We start from the raw sequence: 17,857 nt of genomic DNA, 5'->3' as shown, positions 1-17,857 counted from the left end.
TATCGGTGAGGTCATTCGGCCATGCCGTCGGCGTACTCGTTCTTGCATTCATCGACCAGCGCCGCGCGGTCGACTTTCCCGTGCGGGCTCAGCGGAAGCCGCGGAATACGGACGAACCTGGCCGGGACCATATTGCGCGGCAGCGTCTCCAGGAGGCGGGCGCGCAGGTCGTTTCCGGTGACTCCGTCTCCCGCCGGGACGACGAACGCGACCAGCTCGGCCTCGCCGGAGTCCGGGTAACCGACCACGACGGCGGCCTCCCGCACCCCGGCCAGTCTGCCGAGCGCGCGCTCGATGTCGGTGGGGTCGATGCGCATGCCCCGCACCTTCACCTGCGCGTCCATCCGGCCCGCGACGACGAGCTCCCCGGCCTCGTTCACGCGGCCGCGGTCGCCGGTGCGGTAGATCCTGCGTGGCGCGCCGTCGATCTCGACCGTGGTGAACCGCTCGGATTCGGGGCCGGTGCCGCCCAGGTAGCCCGCGCCGACGCTGGGCCCGGAGATGCAGATCTCGCCGTACTCCCCCGCCCCGACGCCGCGCATCCGCTCGTCGAGGATGAGGATGTCGGTGTTGTAGGCCGGGGTGCCGACGGGTGCGATGTCGTGTTCGCCGGGCCGGTAGCCGGCGAGATCGTACGACGTCGCGACGTCCGTGCACTCGGCGACCCCGTACTGGTGCAGCAGGGTGCACGTGTTGCCTTCGCGCCGGGCCCAGTCCGCGATCCGTTCGACGCGCAGCGGCTCGCCGCCGAAGAGCACGTAGTCCAGCTTGGTGAGCGCCGTGCCGCCGAGCGCCCTCTCCCAGTCCACCAGCAGGTACAGCGTGCTGGAGGCGCAGTGCAGCACGCGGATGCCGTCCTTGGTCACCATGCGGTAGGCCATCGCGGCGTCGAAGTTCCGGCTGGCCATGAGGTGTTGGGTGGCGCCGCAGAACAGCGGCATCATCAGGGCGCGCTGGGAGAGGTCGAACCCGAAGGCGCTGACGACCAGATGGCTCGACCCGGCGTGCAGACCGTACTCGAGCATCAGCCAGTTCAGCAGGTTGAACCAGCCCTCGTGCCGCACCGCGGTGACCTTCGGCGTACCGGTCGACCCGGAGGTGAAGACCGCGTAGCACATGTCGTCCCCGGTGACCGTGGTGTCGGGGTTGGTCGCCGGGAGGTCCGCCAGGTGGTCGGCGAGGCGCTCGAGGTCGACGATCTCGACGGCCGCCGACTCGATCGGTCCTGCCGTCGCCGGGGAGGCCACGATCAGGGCGAGATCGGGGACCTGCTCGAGGAGCAGCCGCAGGCGTGCCGCCGGATAGGCCGGGTCGAACGGTACGTAGGCCGCGCCTGCCTTCAGGGTGCCGAGGATGGCGACGAGCAGGTCGACGGAGTAGTCGAGGCAGACGCCGACCCGCGCACCCCGGCCGTGCCCACGCGCGGTGAGGAGGTGCGCGAACCGGTTAGCCCGTGCGTTCAGTTCCGCGTACGTCACCCGCTGTCCGGCGCAGACGACGGCGACAGCATCGGGGGTGGCTGCCGCGTGCGCCTCGAACCGCTGGTGGACGACGGGTGTCGGGGGCAGCGAAACGCGCTTTCCCTGAAGGATCATCAGTTGACTCCGATGGGGGGTGTCCTGTCGGGCGGGCTGTCGGCGCGCCGCGACGCCGCGCCGACCCATCGGGCAGGCCCTAGGCGGCGCGCCGGTCGGCGGCGTCGAGCACCTGGGCGCGCCGGTCGGCGGCGTCGAGCACCTGGGTCACCCACTTGTCGATGGGCAGACCGTGCGCGGCGGCCACTCTCGCGTAGGAGTCCAGTTGGCCGGCGGGCAGTTCGATGGTGAGCGTGGCGACCGGCTGCCGAGGCATGTCAGGGCCCGTGGGCTCGGCCGCCTTGGGCGCCTCTTGCTGCTCGTCGCCGCTGCTCGCAGGGGGGTCGGTAGTGTCGGACTGCTCGGCCAGGCTGGCGCGGACCGCCTTGCGGAGTTCGTTGCGCGACCACTTCTGCTGCTCGGCTTTGCGCAGCCAGTAGTCCTGCTCCGGTGGCGACAAGCGGGTCACTTCGGCGTGGTGGGCGAAGCTGAGGCCGTCCCGCCTGCGGTGGTGCTCGAACCGCCGGGCCACCCACGCGTAATTGCGCAGGGTCTGGTAGTCGAGCCCGGTCCTCTCGATCGCCTCCCGGTAGCGCCGCCACCCGTAGGTGGCCTCGCCGAAGATCAGCCAGTCGCCGAGCCACCACGCCGAGGAATTCGTCAGCTCGCGCAGGCTGGACCCGATCCGTTCCCAGGACCGCTCCGACAGGCTCCGCGAGAAGGTCATCCCCGTCTTCTGTACCTGTGCTTGTTCCCCCAAGAAGGACAGCACCACATCGCGCTGCGCCAGCTCACCACCAACTGGCCCCGCCTTGTAACGGCTCACGGTCTTCACTGGACGGTCACCACACCTTTCATCTCCCACCAGAGTGTTCGCCTGCGCTTGAACGGATCGCTCGACCGGCGTTCAGCCCGCCGCCATGGCCTCGCGCAGGCTCCTCGGGCGCAGGTCGGTCCAGTTCCGCTCGACGTACTCCAGGCACTCGGCCCTGGCCGCCTCGCCGAAGACCACCCGCCAGCCCGCGGGTACCTCGGCGAACACCGGCCACAGGGAGTGCTGCTCCTCGTCATTGACCACGACGTAGAAGCTGCCGTTCTCGTCGTCGAAAGGGTTCGTGCTCACAGCCACCATCCTCAATCCGTCAAGGGGGCCTCTGGGCGGGAAGTCTCCAGGGCCGGACACCGGTTCGCGGGAGGGCGCCGTCCTGTCGACAGGACACCGGCCATCCGCAGCCACCCTGAAAGCTGACGCCACAGTAGAAGCGTGACCGCCAGCGCCGCAAGGAAAGTCGAACTGCTGAACTCCCGTTAGTCCGCCGGGCCTGTATCCCACTGGGGTTCTGTGCCACGATGGCCGGCAGCGGCCCGGTGGACGGGCCTACTCCCCTTCGGGTTTAACCAATCTCCCCTTCAGGTTTAGGGAAATTCTCCCCGCCGAGGCGGTCATCCGCCAAGGCGGTCAGAGAGCACGCACCTGATTACGGGCCTGCGCGAGTGCCTCGCCACGGCTTGGCCTCCCGGGTGGAGAGACGTTGGAAGAGCCCCATCCCAGCCGAACTCCGTCGCGCAGCGGCTACCGCGCTCGCGCCGCAACAAGGGCAAAGGAATTCCTGATGGACGCATTGGCCGAAGCCGTGCTCGCGGGTGCTTCGCCAGAGGAACTGAGCCGGGAGGCCGTGCCGGGCGAATACCTGGCCGCATACCTGCACGCGGATGACACCCGTATGTTCGGCGACGCCCCGGACAAGGACGTGCGCCGCTCGCTCCGGGTCGGCCGGGTGCCGATGCCGGAACTGGCGCCGGACGAGGCGCTGGTCGCGGTCATGGCCAGCTCCGTCAACTACAACACCGTCTGGTCGGCGACGTTCGCGCCGCTGCCCACCTTCGACTTCCTGCGTCGGTTCAGCCGCCAGGGCGGCTACGCCGCCCGGCACGACCAGCCGCAGCACGTCCTCGGCTCGGACGGCGCCGGTGTGATCGTACGCGTCGGCGCGGGCGTGCGGCACTGGCGCGTCGGCGACCACGTGGTCGTCTCACCCTCCTACGTGGACGACCAGGAGCCCGCGACGCACTCCGACGGGATGCTCGGCAGGGAGCAGCGCGTGTGGGGCTTCGAGACCAACTTCGGCGGCCTGGCCCACTACGCGGTGGTGCGGGTCAACCAGCTCGTGCCCAAGCCCACGCACCTGACCTGGGAGGAGGCCGCGTCCGTGCCGCTGTGCGGCGCCACCGCCTACCGGATGCTGGTCAGCGACCGCGGCGCGCGCATCAAGCAGGGTGACATCGTGCTGATCTGGGGGGCGGCCGGGGGCCTCGGCGCCTACGCGGTGCAACTGGTGAAGGCGGGCGGTGGCATCCCGATCGGCGTGGTCAGCTCGGAGGAGAAGGCACGCGCGCTGCGCCGCCTCGGCTGCGACGTGGTCATCAACCGCAACGACATCGGTCTCGGCCACCACATCCCGGGCCCGGACGAGGCCATCAGCCTCGGCAAGCAGCTCGGCAAGCGGATCCGGGCCGAGGTGGGCGAGGACCCGCACGTGGTGTTCGACTACGTCGGCGCCGCCACCTTCGGCATCTCGGTGTTCGTGGTGCGCAAGGGCGGCACGGTCGTCACCTGCGGGTCGAGCACCGGCTACCAGCACCAGTTCGACAACCGCTACCTGTGGATGAACCTCAAGCGGGTCATCGGCAGCCATGCGGCCAACTGGCAGGAGCTGGCGGAGTGCAACCGGCTGGTGCAGTTGGGCATGCTCATGCCCGCGCTCTCGACGACGTACCCGCTCGAGGAGATCGGCGAGGCCACCCGGCTCGTGCAGCGGAACCAGCACACCGGCAAGGTCGGTGTGCTGTGCCTGGCCCCGCGCGCCGGGCTCGGGGTCACCGACCCCGCGTTGCGCGACCGGATCGGCGCGGACCGGCTCAACGCGCTGCGGAACCCGGCCCCGGTCGTCACCGGGTCCATCGGCTGACCAGGAGGTATCCGACGATGACCAAGGAGACCTCCGACCTGGCGACGCGGGTCGCCCAGGAGGCCCCGATCAGCGTGGAGTGCGGCGGTTTCGTACGGGAGGAGCTACGGGTGGAGTACGGCGACATGGGCAGCGCATCGGTGCCGTTCGCGCTCGACCGGGCCGGCCGGGGTGCCGCGCCGTTGGACGGCGGCCTGGTGCTGTCGGCCGGTTTCGGCGGCGGGTCCATCGGCGTCCGCACGCCGCGGCGGGGGGTGCCGGCATGACCGGGACCACCGAAGTGCCGGGGGCCATCCAGCGGGTGGGCGTCGTCGGCTGCGGCACGATGGGGTCCGGCATCGCCGAGATCTGCGGCCGGGCCGGCCTTGACGTCGTGGTCGTGGTCTCCGGGCCCGCGGCCGTGCCCGCCGGGCGCGCGCGGGTGGTCGGCTCACTGGACCGGGCCGTGGCCCGCGGCAAGGTGTCCGAGGCCGACCGGGATGCCGCCCTTGCGCGCATCGTGTTCACCGCCGACCTCAACGACCTGTCCGACCGTGACCTCGTGGTGGAGGCGATCCGGGAGGACGAGGACGCGAAGGCCGAGCTGTTCGTGACGCTGGACAAGGTCGTCGAGTCCCCGCGGGCCATCCTGGCGTCGAACACCTCGTCCATCCCGATCACGCGCCTGGCCACGGTCACCGGCAGACCGGAGCGGGTCGTCGGCGCGCACTTCTTCAACCCCGTGCCCGTGCTGCCGCTTGTCGAGCTGATCGGTTCGCTGCTCACCGATGAGGACACCCTGCGGCGTATGGCCGAGTTCGTCGAGGTCACCCTCGGCAAGACGCCGATCCGCACACCGGACCGGTCCGGCTTCGTGGTCAACGCGCTGCTCATTCCCTACCTGTTGAGCTCGATTAGGATGGTCGAGTCCGGCGTTGCCACGGCCGAGGTGATCGACCAGGGCATGACGCTCGGCTGCTCGCACCCCTTGGGTCCGCTGCGGCTGAGCGACATGATCGGCCTGGACGTCGTCGCGGCGATAGCCGAGTCCCTGCACCGGGAGTTCCGCGAACCGCAGTTCGCCCCGCCCACCCTGCTGCTGCGCATGGTGGAGGCCGGGCTGCTCGGAAGGAAGTCCGGCCGCGGCTTCTACTCCCATTCCTGAGCGATTCCGCCGGAGGCGACGAACGTGCACAACGGCGCTAACACGTGCCGGAGTTCGCGGAACCGGGCAGCGGACCGGCCGCAGCTTTGCCGGTGCGGCCACGGCGTGGTCGATGTCGTGTTGTGTCTCGCCGGCGAGACGCAACACGACTTCGGGCACCGCGTGGGCGACGGTTCCAAAGAGGCATTGCGTGCCGTCGCGCTGGCTAGCATGCGCTCACGGTTCGACATCCCCCACCATCCTTCTGCCCCTATCTCTGCCCATCCACCTGCTCATCCATCTGCCTTGGACGGCACATCCCAGCCGTCCGGGGGTCCCGCCTGGAGGCAATGCCGTGACCAAGACGACGACTTCGGGACGCGACGGGGTGCCGTTGCTGTGCCTTCCGTTCGCCGGGGGCGGAGCGAACTTCTTCCGCCCGTGGAACGGGATGGACGGCCTGACAGGGGTGGTGGCCACGCCGCTCCAACTCCCCGGCCGCGAGCGCCGATTGGACGATGAGCCGTACCGGGACGTGCACGTCGCGGCGGACGGGCTGCTCCCGGACGCGCTCAAGGCGGCGGGCGATGGCCCCGTCGCCCTGTTCGGGCACTGCTTCCTCGGCGCGGCGCTCGCCTACGAACTCACCCGGCGCATCATCGAGACCGGGGCCAACGACGTGGTGCACCTGTTCATCAGCGCGGCGCGCCCGCCGTCCGCGGGACCGGTCAGTGACGTGTCCGAGCTGACCGACGACGCGTTCCTCAAGCACGTCGAGGAGACCACCGGGCGCCAGTACGCCGGCTACGACGTACCGGAGATACGCGACCTCTTCATGCCGACACTGCGTGCCGACTACACGATGGACGAGAGCTACCGGCCGAGCGGCGGTGCCCTGCTCGACGTCCCGATGACCGGGGTGTACGCCGCGGACGACACGTTCGTCTCCCGTGACGAGGTTGCCGAGTGGCAGAACGTGACCACCGCCGGCTTCTCCCTGGTGGAGCTGCCCGGCGGGCATATGTATCCGGATGATGATCCCGGGCCGTTGCTCGCGCTGATCTCCGAAACCATCGCTGCCGGACGAGTCGAGTCCGCGAGGAGGCTCACCCATGGGACTGCATGACAAGACCGTCGTCATCACGGGCGCGGCCAGGGGCATAGGCCGGGCCTGCGCCGTGCGGGCCGCCGAGGAGGGCGCGGACGTCGTTCTGATCGACATCGGCGGTGACCTTCCTGAAGTCCCCTACGCCCTGGGTTCCACGACCCAGTTGGAGGAGACCGCGCGGCTGTGCCGCAAGCAGGGCGTGTCCGTGCTCGTCACCACGGCGGACGTGCGCTCGCGGCCCGCCGTGACAGCGGCCGTCGAGGCCGCCGTGGACCGGTTCGGGCGGATCGACGCCTTGATCAACAACGCGGGAGTCGGGGCACCGTCGGGGAAGGCCACGCACGACTTCACGGAGGAGGAGTGGCAGGTCGTCCTCGATGTGAACCTCTCCGGGCCGCTGCACCTGATCTCGGCGGTCGCGCCGGTCATGGTCGCCCAGAAGTCGGGCAGCATCATCAACGTCGCGTCGACGGCCGGTCTCGTCGGCTACCGCCACTTCGCCGGATACGTCGCCTCCAAGCACGGGTTGGTCGGCCTGACCAAGGCCGCCGCACTGGACTACGCGCCCCTGAACATCCGGGTCAACGCGCTGTGCCCGGGCCCGGTGCGGGACGACCCGGCCGTGGACGGCCAGATGACCGCGGTCGTCGCCGACGCGCTCGGCATCAGCTACGAGGAGCAGGAAGCCGTCTATCTGGAGTCGGTGGCGACTGATTCCCTTGTCGACCCGGCCGACGTCGCGGGTGCCGCGATCTGGCTCGCGGGCGACGACTCCCGCAAGGTCACCGGAACGGTGATCCCCGTGGACGCCGGCTTCTCCGCTCGCTGACCCCCTCCCGGCCTTACCAGAACAAGGAGTGCGTGTGTCCGTCTCCAGCGAAGCGGCCGCGGAGGTCCCCGCGGCCGATCACCCGAGCGGTCAGTTCTTCGCCCGCGCCGAGTTCGGCGCCGAACCGGCCCGTGCCTGCCACAGCCTCATCAGAAGGCTGCCTGCCGGGACCGACGCGGCGGCCGTGCGCGCGAACCTGACCGCCCTGACGGAGCGTCATCCGGTCCTGCGCGGCGTGCAGATGTTCGACGAGCCGCTGGACGGCGACGCGGGTGACAGGGTCGCGGAGAAGCGCCGCACCCGGGAGGCGGGCCGCGCGGTCAACGGCACCTCGGTCATCGCGCGGGCCGTCGTACTCGGCTACGCCGACGGCGCGGCCGACCTGGTCCTCGTGGCACACCGCCGGGCCGTGGACCGACGCGCCCTTGACCACCTGGCCACGGCGCTGACCGACCCGGCACACCCCGTGGCCCTGCCCGAACCGGCGGCCGACGCGAGCCTCAAGGACGGCCCGCCCGAGCTGCCGTGGGGCCTCGGCACCCCGGCAGCGGCGGGCCGGACCGGCACCGTCGCGCTCACCGCCAGGGCGGTCGCGGGCGGCGCGGCACCGGCAGTGGCCGTGGCGGCCGCCGCGGTCGTCCTCGCCCGTTACGGCAGGACGGAGCGCGCCGCGTTCACGCTGATCACCGGGGGCCCGTCGGCCGCGGACACTCACGTGTCGGTCGCGCTCCCGGCGGGGGACACGACACGCGTCACCGACCTGCTCGACGGCGCGGCACACGCCCGCACCACGGGCGGCGAGCCGCCGTCCGGCATGCCGGCGGTCGGGGTCCTGCTGACCGAGGGCCGCGCCGGTGACGTCTACCGCCCCCTCTTCGCGCCGGTCTTTCCGGTGACGCTCGCGTGGCAGTACGACGCGGACGGCACCCTGAGCGGTGTCCTGCACTACGACGAGGGCGTCCTGGACCCGGAGATCGCCGGGCAGTTCGCCGGGCACGTCGACCGCGTCGTGGCGGCGCTGGCAGACGCTCCGGTCGACGCCCGGGTCGGTGACGTCGAGCTGCTGGACACCGGGGAAGCCGCCGCCGTCATCGCCGCCGGGTGCACCCCGGCCCGGGGCGACGCGGTGGTCGCGCCCGTCCACGAACTGTTCCGCAAGGTCGTCGCCGCCCAGCCGGACGCCACCGCCCTGTCCGATCCGGACCACACGTTGAGCTACGCCGAGTTGGACGCCCGGTCCGACGCGGTCGCCGGTGCGCTGCGCGGCCGCGGGGTGGCGCCGGGCGACCGGGTCGGGGTGTGCCTCGACCGCGCCACCGACCTGGTGGTCGCGCTGCTCGGCGTGCTCAAGGCCGGTGCCGCCTATGTCCCGATGGACATCGCCTATCCGGCGGAACGCCTGGTCCACACGGTGACCGACTCCGGCGCCCAGTTGGTGCTCTCCTCCTCGGCGGAGTTCCCCGCGGTCGACGGGGTGACCGTGGTGCACCCGAGCGAGGTGACCTCGGGCGGCGGTGAGCCGATCACGGACCCGGGCGTCAGCGCGGACGACATCGCCTACGTGATCTACACCTCCGGCTCCACCGGTCGACCCAAGGGCGTCGCGGTGCCCCACCGCAACGTCGGCGCGCTGCTCGCGGCGACCACCACCGATCTCGGACTCGGTCCTGAGGACACCTGGACGCTGTTCCACTCCAGCGCTTTCGACTTCTCGGTGTGGGAGATCTGGGGCGCGCTGCTCACCGGTGGCCACCTGGTCGTGGTGCCGTACTTCGTGTCCCGGAACCCGGAGGACTTCTACGACCTCCTGGTGCGGCACCGGGTCACCGTCCTGAACCAGACCCCGTCCGCGTTCGCCATGCTCAAGGAGGTCGACCTGCGGCGCTCCGCCGACCTCGCGGTGCGCCTTGTGGTCTTCGGCGGTGAGCCGCTTGACGTGCGGCTGCTGCAGGACTGGTTCCGCAGGCACCCGCACACCCGGTGCCGGGTGGTCAACATGTTCGGCATCACGGAGACCACCGTGCACGTCACGAGCCAGACCGTCACGCCGCAGGACGTCGGCGCCGGGTCCCGTTCGGTCGGCCGGGCACTGCCCGGTTGGTCGGTGTCCGTGCGGGATGCCGAGGGCCGCGTCCAGCCGTTCGGGGTGCCAGGCGAGATCTACGTCGGCGGCGCGGGCGTGGCCAGCCACTACCTCAACCAGGAGGAGCTGACCGCCGACCGGTTCGTGTCCGACCCGGTCACCGGGGAGCGCGTCTACCGCAGCGGTGACCTGGGCAGGCTGCGCCCTGACGGGCGCCTGGACCACCTCGGCCGGATCGACGGCCAGGTCAAGGTGCGCGGCTTCCGCATCGAACTCGGCGAGATCCGCTCGGTCCTGCTTGAGGACCAGAACGTCACCGCGGCGGCGGTGGTCCTTGGCGGCGAGACCGGTGACGCGGCTGACGTCCGCCTGGAGGCCTACCTGGTGCCGAGGCACGACGCCGTGTCCGTGGAGGACATCCGGCGGCGGGCGGCGCGATACCTGCCGGACTACATGGTGCCGGCCGTGTTCACGCTGCTGTCCGAGCTGCCGCTGACCGTCAACGGAAAGGTCGACGTGAGCAGGCTCAAGCCGGCCGCCGAGACCGCCGGGACCGAGTCGGCCGCCGAGGCCGGGCAGCCGACGGACGACCCGGTGCTGCGGGCGATGCGCGAGATCCTCGGCGAACACGTCGGCCCGGACGACGACTTCTTCGTCTGCGGCGGCAACTCGCTGCTCGCGGTACGGCTCTCCGGCGCGCTGCGCAGGGCCGGGCTGCCCCCGGTGTCACTGCGCGAGCTGTACCTCCACCCGACGGCGGCCGAGGTGAGCGCGCTCATCACCGAGCGCGAGCCCGCCGAGGGGTGAAGGGGCACGCATCGATGTGACCGGCGACCGTCACCGTGCCAGACGCCGTCTCAGAGGCTGCGTCAGCACGGTGACCCCGCTGTGTCAGGACGGCGGGCGATCGTGAACGCGTCGACACGGGCAGCAGGACAACCCGGTGACGTGACCCCACGCGCCGTTCGCCCAGCCAGTCGTCCGTCACAGACGTCCACCGCTGCCGCGTGACGCACACGCCGCGGTGGTGGCCGATGTGCCGCCCGACCTCGGCGTACGACATCCCCCTGCCGCTGTCCGCCAGGACGGGCACGCCCGTGCCCTGCTCCCCCTGCGTGCTGCACATCATCAGCAGCGAGGAGACCTACGGGTACGCCATCACGCGTCGACTGAACGAACTCGGCTTCACCGACGTCGTCGAGGGCACGGTCTACACCATCTTGATGCGGCTGGAGCGGAAGAGACTCGTCCAGGTGACGAAACGGCCGTCCGGACAGGGCCCACCGCGCAAGTTCTTCGCGCTCAACGACGCGGGGCGCGAACAATTCGCGGCGTTCTGGACGAAGTGGGACTACCTCTCATCACGCATCGACAACCTGAAGGAGGGCGGGCGATGAGCTTCTGGGAGACTCTGACGGGCAGCGACCTCACGAGGGAATGGAAGGCGTTCGAAGCCCGGGCCGAGGCACTGCCGGACGACTACCGGGTGGCGTGGGAACAGATCAAGACGCGCTCCCTCCCCTACGGGGACCTCACCGGTCGCAAACTGACGCCGATCCTCGACGGCGCCTTGGGGCTGTTCGAAGAAGCGGCGGCGGACGGGCTGAGCGTCGACGAGGTGCTCGGCGACGACATCGAAGGCTTCTGCGTGGCACTGACCGGCGGAGCGGGGGCCCGGAGCTACCGCGACCGGTGGCGCGAGCAGTTGAACAGGAACGTCGCGAAGAAGCTGGGCCGCCTGGGAGGCTGACATGGGCATCCACGACATCATCGAGGGCAAGAAGGAGTGGCGGGCGCACATGGCACGGGTCCGGGCGCTGCCGCCGGACTACGAGATCGTCTACAAGGAAATGCAGCGGTACTTCTTCAAGGTCGGCCCCATCGGCCTGATCGACGGACCCCTGCTCCCGGGGATCGTCGACTTCTTCGAGCAGGGCGCGGCGTCCGGCAAGGGAGTCATCGAGCTCATCGGCGACGACGTCGCCGCCTTCTGCGATGGCCTGATCAAGGACTCGCGCACCCACGCGGACGTCTACCAGGAGTCCATCAGCGAACGCCCCGGCAAGGCCGGGAAGTAGCGCCCCCCACCGCGGTACCCGCGCGCGGTCGGGCGACCGCTCCAGCGACGCCCGGCCCACGGCTCGGCGTCCGGCCCAGGGCCCGACGCCCGGATCCCGCGTCGAACCGCCGCGCCGAGTCCGACCCCGGCACCAGGGCGCGGATCGTCCGCGACGGACACGATGACCCGGGGCGTGAGACCCCGGGTCCCTGGCGGCTCCGCCATCAAGGAATTCCCCTCCCGCGCCCCACGGAGAGTCCGCACCCTTACGTGACTCCGTTCCGGGCCTGCCGCCCGATGTCAGCCGGTCCGCCGTTCCCACGGCACGACTGCGGGGTCAGGGCTTCTCCGACATCACCGAGGGCACCGTCCGCGTGGAACGGATCGAAGCTGTTCGAAGCGGCTTCGCCAAGGGGGTGGTCACGACATGCCCAGAGAGCGGAACGCACCAAGCCAAGTCGATCCGCGTGCGGGGCGCTGGCCGCCGAAGGGCTCATCGACGAGAACGGCGACTGGGCCGCGGGCAACACCCGGCTGTGGTTCCTCGGCGACTTCACCGACCGCGGCCCGGACGGCATCGGCGTCATCGACCTCGTCATGCAGTTGTCCGCGCAGGCCGCCGCCGCGGGCGGCTACTGCAAGGCACTCATGGGCAACCACGAGCTGCTGCTGATCGGCGCCAAGCGGTTCGGCGACACCCCGGTCAACTCCGGCGCCGGCACCGCCTCCTTCCAGGCCGCCTGGCTGCTCAACGGCGGCCAGCGCACCGACATGGAGCGGCTCCAGGACCACCACCTCCAGTGGATGTCCCGGCTCGACGCGATGACCGAGGCGGACGGCTACCTGCTGGTGCACTCCGACACCACCGCCTACCTGGAGTACGGCGACTCCATCGAGGCGGTCAACGACGCCGTGACGGAGGCCCTGCAGCGCAGCGACGCCGACGAGTGCTGGGACCTGTTCCGCAAGTTCACCAAGCGCTTCGCCTTCCGCGACGAGGACGCCGGCCCGGTGGCGGTGCGCGAGCTGCTCGACGCCTACGGCGGCCAGCGCATCGTGCACGGCCACAGCCCCATTCCGTATCTGCTGGGCGAGGTCGGCTCGGAAGACGGCGAGGACGGCGGCGCCCCGTCCGTCGAAGGACCGCACGTCTACGCCGACGATCTCGCCATCGCGATGGACGGCGGCGTGACCATGGCCGGAAAGCTGCTGGTCGTCCAACTACCCCTGGCGGGTTGATCCGGCCGGTATGCGGACCGTTGTTCGGACGGCGAAGGGTTCCGCCCCGAACTCCGCCCGGGAGTTCCACCCGGCCGGGGTGAATTCGGAAAACATACTGTCACCCCGCGCCGCATCGGCTCTACCATCGGCGTATCCGTAGCAGGCTCTCCTCCGTTTCCGCCCCGTCGGCCGGCGAAAGCCGCGCCTCAGGGCCCCTACGGAGCATCGGGGGACGCACATGAACAGCGCTCCGCATCTGCTGATCGAGGACCGTCCGGAGTTCGAGCGGATCCTCGATGAGGCGCTGCGTACCGCGCACCGCGGACCGGATTCCACCGCCGCGGGCCGCCGGCTCACCAACGAACAGCTGCGCACGATGGCGCTCAACGCCTCGGCCGCGATCTCGGCGTGCGCGGCCGCCGAGTACGAGCACTTCGTCGCCCTACGAGACGAACTGCGCGACCCCGCGCACCGTCCCGCCGTGGCGCCACCGGCGGTGGCCGAAGGCGGCGGCGCCGGTGCCGACGACGACGGCACCGGTCCGGGCGACCCGGCCGACCGAACCACCGTGCCGAACCCCTCCGGTGCGGGGTTGGTGGCCGTCCTCACCGTGCTCGCCCCGCTGCTCGCCGGGACCGCAGCGGCGATCTTCCTCCTCCTCGGGTACGCGTTGCGGATGCTGCACCCGGCCCTGTCGATCGCCCAGCCGATGGTCACGGCGGGCTGGTTCTTCGCGGTCCTGACCGCCGCGGGGCTCCTCATCGCCGCCATCGGCCTGCTGCTGACCGCCCTGCGCAACGGGGGCGCCACCCCGCGCGGCGCGGCGTCCCGGACCCGGGCCGAGGAGGTCGACCGCGCCCGTGAGGCATGGCGGCAGGCGCTGCTGGAGCGCGGCGTCCTGCCGTTCCTGTACGAAGCGATGGCCGCCGCCCCGCCGCCCGCGGAGACCCCGGCCCGCTCCTACAGCCCCGGCCACCATCCCCAACCGGCGGGCCGCACACCGCACCTGGGCTACAGCCGCCCCGGCTTCAGCACGGAAGACGGCGACACCCCCACCACCCGCCCCCGCTTCAGCAGTCCGGACTTCTCCAGCCCGGACTACGGCGGCCCGGACCACCATCCGGAATAGCCCATTCCACGGAAATGAGCCGCTCGGCGACCCACAGCCTGTTCATGACGTCCTGGGTTACAAGCCGAGGGAGACGGCTCCCCCTGATCTCGCCGTCGCGGAGGATGCTCAGTCGAGACAGAACTCGTTGCCCTCGATGTCCTGCATCACGATGCACGACTCGTTGTCGTCATCGGCAAGCAGCGTTTGCACGTGTACCGCGCCGAGCGCGACCAGTCGTGCGCATTCGGCCTCCAGTGTGGCGAGGCGCTCGTCACCCACGAGTCCGGTTCCGGCCCGCACGCAGAGATGCACCCGATTCTTGACGATCTTCCCTTCGGGAACGCGCTGGAAGAGCAGGCGCGGGCCCACACCCGAGGGATCACTGCATGCGAAGTAGGTCACCTGATCCTCAGGCGGCAGCGAACGATGGTAGTCCTCCCACGTGGCAAACCCCTCCGGGATCGGCGGTACGACGTACCCCAACACCTCGCACCAAAAACCGGCGAGGCGCGCAGGCTCTGCGCAGTCGAAGGTGACTTGGAACTGCTTGATCGATGCCATCGGCGCACCATAGCAGGGGGACTTTATTGCTCATCTCCCGGCGTGTATCCGCATGTTGTCGGAAGGACAGCCCCTGCTGGCCGCTGCCGTGTCGTGCGGTCGCGCTGTCTACAAGCGTCGAATGGCCTGTGCTTCCGCTCTTTCGACTGGTGTACGGCTGTAGACATGCACCAGCGCGAGGTGGAAGAGCGCAGGGGCGAGAGGCGCCCACCGGTGGATGCGATCGGCACGCAGCATGTACCTGGCCACGGCCGCGGGGCGGAAAGGCACGTAATCGATGGTCTGGTGTTCCCATCGGTCCGCGACTCCCCTGCTCATGCGTGCTTGCAAGCCGTCCTGGGTCAGGTCCTTCAATCGGGCATAGAAGTGGGCGCTCCAGTGGCGCTTGTCAATGTCGAGCACAAACGCCAGAAGTTCCAGCGTGTACTCGTGCGGTTCTATGGACAACTCCTCCCGCATGCCCCGCCGGGCTACCGCGTGCAGATCGGGGGCGCTCCTGCCAGAGGAATCGATATGCCGTGACATCCCCTCGTTGACGGAGGAGTTCCATACACCCGGTGCCATACGGACCCGGTCACTTCGCTGGCTGACGACCAGCATGTCGTCCGCGGTCACCACCGCGACGTTCACGGCGAAACTGCAGTGCAGGAACGCAGGTGCCCGCAGCGGGTTGTCCGGGTCGAGATATCGGGTGCGAGGCGTTGTCCCGTCGGGCAGTCGGCGGTCCAGTTGCTGAGCCGCGAGAAAGGTGTAGTAATCCGTCGGGCGCAGCCGCAGGTGGACTTCGGGCTGCTCGTCGAGGGCGGTCCGGGAGACATCGAACGATTCGACCGCGTAACGAGGACCGTTCCACAGCGGCGTCCGGCCCTCGGCCCGCAGACGCGCACTCTGCGCCTCGATCTCGTCCCGCCAGCCCACCATGTCCGCGGGAAGCTCGACCTCCTCGTCGAGCACCTGGATGTAGACGGCGTCAGCGGGGATGGACGACTCACCGTCCCCTTCCACGATCAGGGCAGAGGTGTGAAGGGGTCCCATGGAGAAGCTTCTCCACACGGGGCCGGACTCTTCCTGGCGCCGCAGGCTGCGCACCGCGCTGGTCGATCGGGTGCGCATCCGGTACCAGGCATTCTGTAAGGGCTGCTGGAACAGCACCGCGAAGAGCATGCCCAGCACAGCGCCGACCACTCCGTTGGCCACATCTATCCCACCCATGTCAGGCAGGTTAGGGATGTCGATCACACCATGTGTGATCTTGTCCCTTCCGTTACGGCGCCCCGCACGCGACAGGCGGAGACCCCCCACAGGCCTCCGCCGCCGCAGCCCGCCGCAGTGGGTCAGTCCGCCAAGGGCAGGTACACGCGGTTGCCCGACTCCGCGAACTCGCGTGACTTCTCCGCCATCCCGGCCTCGATCTCGGACTCCGCCATCGTCTCGCCGTGCTGGCGGCGGATGTCCTGGGAGATCTTCATCGAGCAGAACTTCGGACCGCACATCGAGCAGAAGTGCGCGGTCTTCGCCGGCTCCGCCGGCAGCGTCTCGTCGTGGTACTCGCGCGCCGTGTCCGGGTCGAGGGCCAGGTTGAACTGGTCCTCCCAGCGGAACTCGAAGCGGGCGTCGGACAGGGCGTCGTCCCATTCCTGGGCGCCCGGGTGGCCCTTGGCCAGATCCGCCGCGTGGGCCGCGATCTTGTAGGTGATGACGCCGGTCTTGACGTCGTCGCGGTCGGGCAGGCCCAGGTGCTCCTTCGGGGTGACGTAGCAGAGCATCGCCGTGCCCCACCAGGCGATCATCGCGGCGCCGATGCCCGAGGTGATGTGGTCGTAGGCGGGTGCGATGTCCGTGGTCAGCGGGCCCAGCGTGTAGAAGGGGGCCTCCTCGCAGATCTCCTGCTGGAGGTCCACGTTCTCCTTGATCTTGTGCATCGGGACATGCCCCGGGCCCTCGATCATGGTCTGGACGCCATGCGCCTTGGCGATCCTGTTCAGTTCACCGAGGGTCTTGAGCTCGGCGAACTGCGCCTCGTCGTTGGCGTCCGCGATGGAGCCCGGGCGCAGCCCGTCGCCCAGGGAGTACGTCACGTCGTACGCGGCGAGGATCTCGCAGAGTTCCTCGAAGTTCTCGTACAGGAACGACTCCTTGTGGTGCGCCAGGCACCACGCCGCCATGATCGAGCCGCCGCGCGAGACGATGCCGGTCTTGCGGCGGGCGGTCAGGGGGACGTACGGCAGCCGTACGCCCGCGTGGACCGTCATGTAGTCGACGCCCTGTTCGGCCTGCTCGATGACGGTGTCCTTGTAGATCTCCCAGGTCAGTTCCTCGGCCTTGCCGTCGACCTTCTCCAGCGCCTGGTAGAGGGGGACCGTGCCGATCGGGACGGGGGAGTTGCGCAGCACCCACTCGCGGGTGGTGTGGATGTTGCGGCCGGTGGAGAGGTCCATGACCGTGTCGGCGCCCCAGCGGGTGGCCCAGGTCATCTTCTCCACCTCCTCCTCGATGGAGGAGGTCACCGCGGAGTTGCCGATGTTGGCGTTGACCTTCACCAGGAACCGCTTGCCGATGATCATCGGCTCGATCTCCGGGTGGTTGACGTTGGCCGGCAGGACGGCGCGGCCCGCGGCGATCTCCTCGCGTACGACCTCGGGGGAGACGTTCTCGCGCAGCGCCACGTACTCCATCTCGGCGGTGATCTCGCCGCGCCGGGCATACGCGAGCTGGGTGACCGCCGCGCCGTCCCGGCCCCGGCGGGGCAGTCTGGGCCGGCCGGGGAAGACCGCGTCGAGGTTCTTCAGGCCCCCGCGCGGCGCGGTGTGCTTGATCCCGTCGTCCTCCGGGCGCATGGGGCGCCCGGCGTACTCCTCGGTGTCGCCCCGGGCGACGATCCAGTTCTCCCGCAGCGGCGCCAGGCCGCGCCGGACGTCCGTCTCGACGGCGGGGTCGGTGTACGGGCCGGACGTGTCGTACAGCGTCACGTCCTGGCCGTTGGTGAGGTGCACCTGCCGGACCGGCACCCTCAGGTCCGGGCGGGAACCGGTGACATACGACTTGTGCCAGCCGATCGCGCGCGTGCGTGCATCCTGCATGGTCATGAGACCCACTCCCTACGCCGGCATTACCCGGTAACAGGTTCAGCGGTCGACGCAGCGGTTCTCCGTACCGTATGTACGGATATCAGCGCCCTCTCAGCCCGGTGCTCCGAGCTCCCGCGATTGCAAAGGTGCC

At 70.1% G+C, this 17,857-nt stretch carries 17 protein-coding genes and 1 riboswitch; of the genes, 11 read left to right on the top strand and 6 right to left on the bottom strand.

Annotated features, from left to right (window positions below; genetic code table 11):
* Positions 1–11: 11 nt before the first annotated feature.
* The 3 genes from Q3Y56_RS18035 to Q3Y56_RS18025 form a co-directional block, all read right to left on the bottom strand.
* Positions 12–1,595 (bottom strand): amino acid adenylation domain-containing protein, encoded by a 1,584-nt coding sequence (locus tag Q3Y56_RS18035; RefSeq protein WP_304462939.1) that lies wholly within the window; start codon positions 1,593–1,595, stop codon positions 12–14.
* Between the two features lie 79 nt (positions 1,596–1,674).
* Entirely contained in the window at positions 1,675–2,400 is a 726-nt protein-coding gene (locus tag Q3Y56_RS18030; RefSeq protein WP_304462938.1) for an LmbU family transcriptional regulator, read from the bottom strand.
* Positions 2,401–2,481: 81 nt separating this feature from the next.
* Positions 2,482–2,706 (bottom strand): MbtH family protein, encoded by a 225-nt coding sequence (locus Q3Y56_RS18025; protein WP_304462937.1) that lies wholly within the window; start codon positions 2,704–2,706, stop codon positions 2,482–2,484.
* A gap of 481 nt (positions 2,707–3,187) precedes the next feature.
* On the opposite strand from Q3Y56_RS18025, the gene ccrA reads away from it, so the two are divergent.
* The 11 genes from ccrA (at position 3,188) to Q3Y56_RS17970 (ending at position 14,095) form a co-directional block, all read left to right on the top strand.
* Entirely contained in the window at positions 3,188–4,543 is a 1,356-nt protein-coding gene (gene ccrA / locus Q3Y56_RS18020) for a crotonyl-CoA carboxylase/reductase (RefSeq protein ID WP_304462936.1), read from the top strand.
* 17 nt (positions 4,544–4,560) lie between these two features.
* Positions 4,561–4,809: a hypothetical protein gene (locus Q3Y56_RS18015; protein ID WP_304462935.1), complete on the top strand. Its 249-nt coding sequence runs from the start codon at positions 4,561–4,563 to the stop codon at positions 4,807–4,809.
* Positions 4,806–5,687, top strand: a complete 882-nt coding sequence (locus tag Q3Y56_RS18010; RefSeq protein ID WP_304462934.1) for a 3-hydroxybutyryl-CoA dehydrogenase — start codon at positions 4,806–4,808, stop codon at positions 5,685–5,687. Before Q3Y56_RS18015 ends, Q3Y56_RS18010 begins: the two co-directional genes overlap by 4 nt.
* 334 nt (positions 5,688–6,021) lie before the next feature.
* Positions 6,022–6,792 carry a thioesterase II family protein gene (locus Q3Y56_RS18005; RefSeq protein ID WP_304462933.1) on the top strand — a complete coding sequence of 257 codons (771 nt, stop codon included), beginning with the start codon at positions 6,022–6,024 and terminating at the stop codon, positions 6,790–6,792.
* Positions 6,779–7,603: an SDR family NAD(P)-dependent oxidoreductase gene (locus Q3Y56_RS18000; RefSeq protein WP_304462932.1), complete on the top strand. Its 825-nt coding sequence runs from the start codon at positions 6,779–6,781 to the stop codon at positions 7,601–7,603. The genes Q3Y56_RS18005 and Q3Y56_RS18000 overlap by 14 nt, the downstream gene beginning before the upstream one ends.
* Before the next feature lie 34 nt (positions 7,604–7,637).
* Positions 7,638–10,493 (top strand): amino acid adenylation domain-containing protein, encoded by a 2,856-nt coding sequence (locus tag Q3Y56_RS17995; RefSeq protein WP_304462931.1) that lies wholly within the window; start codon positions 7,638–7,640, stop codon positions 10,491–10,493.
* A gap of 200 nt (positions 10,494–10,693) precedes the next feature.
* Complete coding sequence (locus Q3Y56_RS17990; protein ID WP_304462930.1) at positions 10,694–11,083, top strand: PadR family transcriptional regulator; 390 nt, start codon at positions 10,694–10,696, stop codon at positions 11,081–11,083.
* Positions 11,080–11,436, top strand: coding sequence for a DUF1048 domain-containing protein (locus tag Q3Y56_RS17985; RefSeq protein ID WP_304462929.1), 357 nt, complete (start codon positions 11,080–11,082; stop codon positions 11,434–11,436). Before Q3Y56_RS17990 ends, Q3Y56_RS17985 begins: the two co-directional genes overlap by 4 nt.
* A gap of 1 nt (position 11,437) precedes the next feature.
* The gene (locus Q3Y56_RS17980) at positions 11,438–11,764 is read left to right on the top strand and encodes a DUF1048 domain-containing protein (RefSeq protein ID WP_304462928.1); all 327 of its coding nucleotides are present in this window, start codon (positions 11,438–11,440) and stop codon (positions 11,762–11,764) included.
* Positions 11,765–12,042: 278 nt separating this feature from the next.
* Positions 12,043–12,984: a metallophosphoesterase gene (locus tag Q3Y56_RS17975; RefSeq protein ID WP_304462927.1), complete on the top strand. Its 942-nt coding sequence runs from the start codon at positions 12,043–12,045 to the stop codon at positions 12,982–12,984.
* Positions 12,985–13,204: 220 nt separating this feature from the next.
* Positions 13,205–14,095: a hypothetical protein gene (locus Q3Y56_RS17970; RefSeq protein WP_304462926.1), complete on the top strand. Its 891-nt coding sequence runs from the start codon at positions 13,205–13,207 to the stop codon at positions 14,093–14,095.
* A gap of 108 nt (positions 14,096–14,203) precedes the next feature.
* Here the strand turns inward: Q3Y56_RS17970 and Q3Y56_RS17965 are convergent, their stop codons facing one another.
* From Q3Y56_RS17965 to thiC, 3 genes are all read right to left on the bottom strand, one after another.
* On the bottom strand, positions 14,204–14,638 hold the full coding sequence (locus Q3Y56_RS17965) for a VOC family protein (protein ID WP_304462925.1): 435 nt from the start codon (positions 14,636–14,638) through the stop codon (positions 14,204–14,206).
* A 108-nt stretch (positions 14,639–14,746) separates the two neighbouring features.
* On the bottom strand, positions 14,747–15,877 hold the full coding sequence (locus tag Q3Y56_RS17960; protein WP_304462924.1) for a hypothetical protein: 1,131 nt from the start codon (positions 15,875–15,877) through the stop codon (positions 14,747–14,749).
* Between the two features lie 95 nt (positions 15,878–15,972).
* Positions 15,973–17,724 (bottom strand): phosphomethylpyrimidine synthase ThiC, encoded by a 1,752-nt coding sequence (gene thiC, locus Q3Y56_RS17955; protein WP_304462923.1) that lies wholly within the window; start codon positions 17,722–17,724, stop codon positions 15,973–15,975.
* A riboswitch (TPP riboswitch) is annotated at positions 17,717–17,852 on the bottom strand. Its footprint overlaps the gene before it by 8 nt.
* Positions 17,853–17,857 lie beyond the last annotated feature (5 nt).

Origin of the sequence: Streptomyces sp. XD-27, assembly GCF_030553055.1 — a bacterium.
In the GTDB taxonomy this organism is placed as follows: Bacteria; Actinomycetota; Actinomycetes; order Streptomycetales; family Streptomycetaceae; genus Streptomyces.
Note: the sequence above shows the minus strand (reverse complement) of the source record. Positions and strands in the feature narration are given on the sequence as shown.